A 6207-nucleotide genomic window follows, 5' to 3' on the forward strand; every position below is an offset into this window, starting at 1 on the left:
TTCATTATTATCAAGTTTAAATCCCAGTTCTTCTTTGCCAAAGACTCGCCAACAAGGAAGTAATTATCCTGCCAGTGAAAATAAACTTGCAACAGACTCTCCAAATACTTCTGCGGACTTAAATCCTTCAAATAACCTTTCCTCAGAAGAAATTGAGTCAACAATTCAACCTTCTGTGCTTTTGTTTTTACCTTCAGGATTTAAATTGAACTTTCAAGATGGCACTTTTTTGCATCTTTCTAGTTCTCAACTGGATTTGTTAAAAGAACAATCGCCCTATTTTAAGAATCTGTGGTCAGGCAATTTTAAAGAAACTCTTCAAACTCCTCTTGCTTTGACCCAAAAAGAGTTTACTTGTCTATTCCACTGCTTGCTAGATGCTCATTTTAAAGTTCCCTTAGAAGAAATCCCTTCTATTATTCAACGAGCCGATTATTATCAACTAACAGAAGTGGTGAAAAATTTAGAACAACAGCTGCTTGATGGGTATAAATCAGAGAAATTTGAGCTATTTAATTCCAGCGAAGACAGTCTAGTAGAATTAAAAGAACTTTTGAATTTTGCCCATCAATATCACTTAAACGCTTTAAAAAATTATTTAGAATCTACAGTCGTGAGCACCTTATTAAATCAGACGTCTGATTTAGCGGAATTTGAAAAAATTGTAAATTACTTCGCAAATGACATAGAAGAACTTCATTTTTCAAGAAACGCTTATTTAACTAATGCTCATCTTTTAGCGTTAAAAAATTGTAAAAATTTAAAAGTACTTCATCTGCGTTGGTGTGATAATCTCACGGATGCGGGATTAGCGCATTTGACACCTTTAGTGGCTTTGCAGCATTTAGATTTGCATAGGTACTTTAAGCTCACTGACGCTGGATTGGCGCATTTGACGCCTTTCATAGCCCTGCAGCATTTGGATCTAGGTGGGTGCAAAAATCTTACGGACGCTGGATTAGCGCATTTGACATCTTTAGTGGCTCTGCAACATTTGAATTTAAATGATTGTAATAAACTCACGGGCGCCGGATTAGCGCATTTGAGGCCCTTAGTGACTTTACAACATTTAGATCTGAATGGGTGCGATAATCTCACGGACGTTGGATTAGCACATTTGACACCTTTAGTGGCTTTGCAGCATTTAGATTTGCATAGGTGCTTTAAGCTCACTGACGCTGGATTGGCGCATTTGACACCCTTAGTAGCCCTGCAACACTTGGATCTAGGTGGGTGCAAAAATCTTACGGACGCTGGATTAGCGCATTTGACACCTTTAGTGGCCCTGCAGCATTTGAAAGTAAATTATTGCCATAACCTTACTGACACTGGATTGGCGCATTTGACACCCTTAGTAGCCCTGCAACATTTAGATTTATCTAGTTGCCCTGATCTCACGGACGCTGGTTTAGCGCATTTGACGCCTTTAATAACCCTGCAGCATTTGGGCCTAAGTGGCTGCAAAAATCTTACGGACGCGGGATTAGCGCATTTGACACCTTTAGTGGTCCTGCAGCATTTAAATCTTAGTTATTGCAGAAATCTTAGGGACGTTGGATTGGCGCACTTGTCAACTTTAGTATCTCTACAGAATTTGGATTTGTCTGGATGCAGAAATCTCACTGATGATGGATTGACACATTTGTCACCCTTAGTGGCCCTACAAGTTTTATATCTGGGTATGGGCAATAATTTTACTGATTCTGGGTTGGCACATTTGACCTCCTTAGTGAACCTGCAAAAATTAGATCTGAGTTATTGCACTAATCTCACTGACGCTGGATTAAGGCATTTATCACCATTAATAGCTTTAAAGCGTTTGATTTTGTGCGGAGGCAGCAATTTCACAGACGCTGGTTTAGCGCATTTGACACCCTTAGTGGGCCTGCAATATTTAGATTTAAACTATTGCGATAATCTTACTGACGCCGGATTAGCGCATTTTAAATCCTTAGTAAGCTTTGCTGTATCACATTTAAAACCAATAATCTAAGTTTGGTTATACTGTTAAATTAACCTAAATTAACGCATTTTTACAACCAATTAACAGGCTTAAGCATTTTTCATACTAAAAATTAAAAATTTTGCATTTAAATTACATTGATTCTTACGTATTTTCAATAGGAATAGCAGTATGAATGTAGAAAAAGTAGATCCAACAATTTAAACTTCAGAACTTTTGTTTTGACCTTAAGAAATTAAATTGAGCTTTCAAGATGGAACTTCTCTAAGGATCTCTAGTTCTTAAATATTTTTGTTAAGAAAAAAATTGCCCTATTTTAAGAGTCTTTGGTCGGGAAATTTCCAAGAAACTCTTCAAGATCCTCTCGCTTTGATACAAAAAGAGTTTACTTATCTACTCAATTGCCTGTTGGATGCTAATTTTAAAGTTCCCTTAGAAGAAATCCCTTCTATTATTCAACGAGCCGATTATTACCAACTAGCAGAAGTTGTGAAAAATTTAGAAAGACAGTTGCTTGATGGGTGCAAATTACAGAATTTGAAAAATTTTTAAATTACTTCTCAAATGAGATAAAAGGACTCAATTTTTTAAAAAATACCTATCTGATTGACACTTATTTCTTAGCATTAAAAAATTATAAAAATTTAAAAGTTTTTTATCTTCAAGGATACCCTAAACTCACTGATGCTGGATTAGCGCATTTGGCACCCTTAGTCGCATTAGAGCATTTGGATCTGAGTGGATGCACTAATCTCACGGACGATGAATTAGCGAATTTTAAATTTCAGTAGCTAAACCACATTTGAGTCTGCGTTGGTACAAAAATTCTCAAGGATTCTGAATTCAGAAATATTATTCGCTTTTCCATTGTTGAGCGATGATTAAAACGCGCAGCTGGATTGGCGCATCTTAAATTTTTAGTAATTGCTTCACATTTGAATCTGAGTTAGTTTCAAAGTTGCATCAATGTGAATTATTGCATTTGACGTTCTTTTTTATTCTTTAATAAGCAAGGGAAATTATATTGATCTAAAATGCAATGAAAACGCCTTAGCTCTCGCTTGCCTTCTCTCCTCACATTTATTTTTCATTATTATTAATTAACTCATGAATTGGATTTAAACTTACTGTAGAATTAGTATGAATTTTTTTAACCGTAAGTAATAGGTAAAAATACATTTGCTTTTTGCTTCAGCTGGTTAAATAAATCTATCCATTCCTTGTTCGACAAACGGAGATTGCTCATTTAAGTGATAAAATTGGAATCAATTTCTTTGCTAATTTTTTCATATTTGAACAAAATTTCATCAACCATCGATCGATAAGAACAATTTTCACTTTAAATTTAATTGCCTATTTTATTGCATTAATATTACCTATTTAATTTCACTAATACAAATTGTGTGATATACTTCAAAATTATTTAGCTAATTTGGAGGGTCTTTATGCATATTTATAATTTAAATTCTCATCAGCCCACTCCCATTGTCAATTCAGATACTCAATTTTACTCTGCATCAAACGAACGTTTAAAATTTTTTGAACGTATTAGTTTATTATGCAAAACAATTTTTCAGTCCTTTTTGAACCTATTCTTTAACTATATCAATAGAGATCAGCTTCAGTCTCAATGGAGAGAAATTTTTTGGGGGCGAAAAGAGATTGTCACGACTCGTCCAGAATCTAGTGTATCTTTATCAAGTTCGGCTCAAACTTCAAGTTTTGCCCCTCCTTCTTCCATTCTAAGATTTCAGAATGGAAATTTTCTAATTATCCCTAGCTCTCAAATATCTTTTTTAATGGAAAAATCGCCTTATTTTAAGAATCTTTGGTCGGGAAATTTCCAAGAAACTCTTCAAACTCCCCTTGCTTTGACCCAAAAAGAGTTTACTATTCTACTTAAGTGCCTTGTGGACGTCGATTTTAAAGTTCCTTTGAAAAGCATCTGTTCTTTCATTCAACTAGCCGATTATTATCAACTGACAGAAGTTGTGAAGAATTTAGAACAACAGCTGCTTAGCGTCTATAAATCTGAAAAAGGTGAGCTATTTAATTCTAACGAAGATAACTTAGTGAAACTAAAAGAACTTTTAAATTTTGCCCAGCAATACAAATTGAACACTTTAAAAAATTATTTAGAACTCACAGTTGTAAGTTCATTATTAAAGCAGGCTTCTCATTTAAACGAATTTGAAAAAATTTTAAACTACTTCTCAAATGAAATAGAAGGACTCAATTTTTCAGAGAAGGGTTCTTTGACTGACACTCATCTCTTAGCGTTGAAAAATTGTAAAAATTTAAAAGAGCTTTATCTTAAGGATTGCTACGGGCTCACTGCCGCTGGATTAGCGCATTTAACATCCTTAGTGACTCTACAGCATTTAGATCTGAGTGGATACCCTAATCTCACTGACGCTGGATTAGCACATTTAACATCTTTAGTTGCTTTACAGCACTTAGATCTGCGTGAGTGCCGTAAGCTCACTGACGCTGGATTAGCGCATTTAACTCCCTTAGTGGCTTTACAACATTTAGATCTACGTGGTTGCCGCGATTTCACTGATGCTGGATTAGCGCATTTAACTCCCTTAGTCGCATTAGAGCATTTGGATCTGAGTGGATGCACTAATCTCACTGACGCTGGATTAGCACATTTAACATCCTTAGTGGCTCTGCAGCATTTAAATCTAGGTTGGTGTCCTAATCTCACTGACGCTGGATTAGCACATTTAACATCTTTAGTTGCTTTACAGCACTTAGATCTGCGTGAGTGCCGTAAGCTCACTGACGCTGGATTAGCGTATTTAACATCCTTAGTAGCTCTACAATATTTGGATCTGAGTGGATGCTCTAATCTCACTGATGCTGGATTAGCGCATTTAACTCCCTTAGAGGCTTTACAACATTTAGATCTACGTGGTTGCTGTAAACTTACTGAAGCTGGATTAGCACATTTAACTTCTTTAGTAACTGTTAAAAAATTTATGCGGATTAATTATAATTCCATCTGAATTGAGTTATATAATATTGTATCAATCTGAATTAACGCATTTTCATAACTAATCTAATAGGCTTTATCACTAGTTCGTACTAAAGATTAAATTTTTGTATTTAAACAATATAGATTTTTACGAATTTTCAATAGTATAATACAAATAAGTGATTAAATATTTGAAATTTAATTAAAACTTAATACATGATTTGTCTACGATTAATAAAAAAAATTTTATTTTAAATCCAATTAATTTCATTAATATTTAAATGATTTTTATTGATATAATATCATAAATAATATGAAATATATCTTATATTGAATAATTCAGGTAGTAATTTTGAATATATACAATTCAAGTTTTAATCGTAGGGATCTGACAGTCAATACGCATAATCTCTCCTATAATCTCTCCTATAATCTCTCGAACGAACATTTAAAATTTTCTGAACGCATTGTTTTATTATGCAAAACAATTTTTCAAAGCTTCCTAAATCTCTTCTTTAATAATGCCAACAAAGATCAACTTCAATCACAGTGGAGAGAAATTTTCTGGGGAACAAAAGAAATTGCCGTTTCTAGCAGCTCTACAAACCACAAATTAGTTTCATTATTATCAAGTTTAAATCCCAGTTCTTCTTTGCCAAAGACTCGCCAACAAGGAAGTAATTATCCTGCCAGTGAAAATAAACTTGCAACAGACTCTCCAAATACTTCTGCGGACTTAAATCCTTCAAATAACCTTTCCTCAGAAGAAATTGAGTCAACAATTCAACCTTCTGTGCTTTTGTTTTTACCTTCAGGATTTAAATTGAACTTTCAAGATGGCACTTTTTTGCATCTTTCTAGTTCTCAACTGGATTTGTTAAAAGAACAATCGCCCTATTTTAAGAATCTGTGGTCAGGCAATTTTAAAGAAACTCTTCAAACTCCTCTTGCTTTGACCCAAAAAGAGTTTACTTGTCTATTCCACTGCTTGCTAGATGCTCATTTTAAAGTTCCCTTAGAAGAAATCCCTTCTATTATTCAACGAGCCGATTATTATCAACTAACAGAAGTGGTGAAAAATTTAGAACAACAGCTGCTTGATGGGTATAAATCAGAGAAATTTGAGCTATTTAATTCCAGCGAAGACAGTCTAGTAGAATTAAAAGAACTTTTGAATTTTGCCCATCAATATCACTTAAACGCTTTAAAAAATTATTTAGAATCTACAGTCGTGAGCACCTTATTAAATCAGACGTCTGATTTA

Annotated in this window: 3 protein-coding genes and 1 pseudogene; all 4 read left to right on the forward strand. The window is 34.2% G+C overall.

Annotated elements, in window-relative coordinates; translation table 11 throughout:
* A partial coding sequence (locus tag TY19_RS11940) for a BTB/POZ domain-containing protein (protein WP_052354911.1) occupies positions 1 to 1993 on the forward strand: 1993 nt, incomplete at its 5' end.
* A gap of 201 nt (positions 1994 to 2194) precedes the next feature.
* Positions 2195 to 2739 (forward strand): annotated as a pseudogene (locus TY19_RS27375) (hypothetical protein); the annotation flags it as partial.
* A gap of 669 nt (positions 2740 to 3408) precedes the next feature.
* The gene (locus TY19_RS11945) at positions 3409 to 4974 is read left to right on the forward strand and encodes a BTB/POZ domain-containing protein (protein ID WP_052354912.1); all 1566 of its coding nucleotides are present in this window, start codon (positions 3409 to 3411) and stop codon (positions 4972 to 4974) included.
* 321 nt (positions 4975 to 5295) lie between these two features.
* Positions 5296 to 6207, forward strand: a 912-nt coding sequence (locus TY19_RS10460) for a BTB/POZ domain-containing protein (protein ID WP_042282370.1), incomplete at its 3' end; no start/stop codon positions are given.

Origin of the sequence: Candidatus Protochlamydia sp. R18 (assembly GCF_000648255.1) — a bacterium.
Taxonomy (GTDB): Bacteria; Chlamydiota; Chlamydiia; order Chlamydiales; family Parachlamydiaceae; genus Protochlamydia; species Protochlamydia amoebophila.

What these genes read in the sequence shown, in the direction of transcription:
- TY19_RS11945 (WP_052354912.1), top strand. Translation starts at nt 3,409, where the DNA reads ATGCATATTTATAATTTAAATTCTCATCAGCCCACTCCCATTGTCAAT.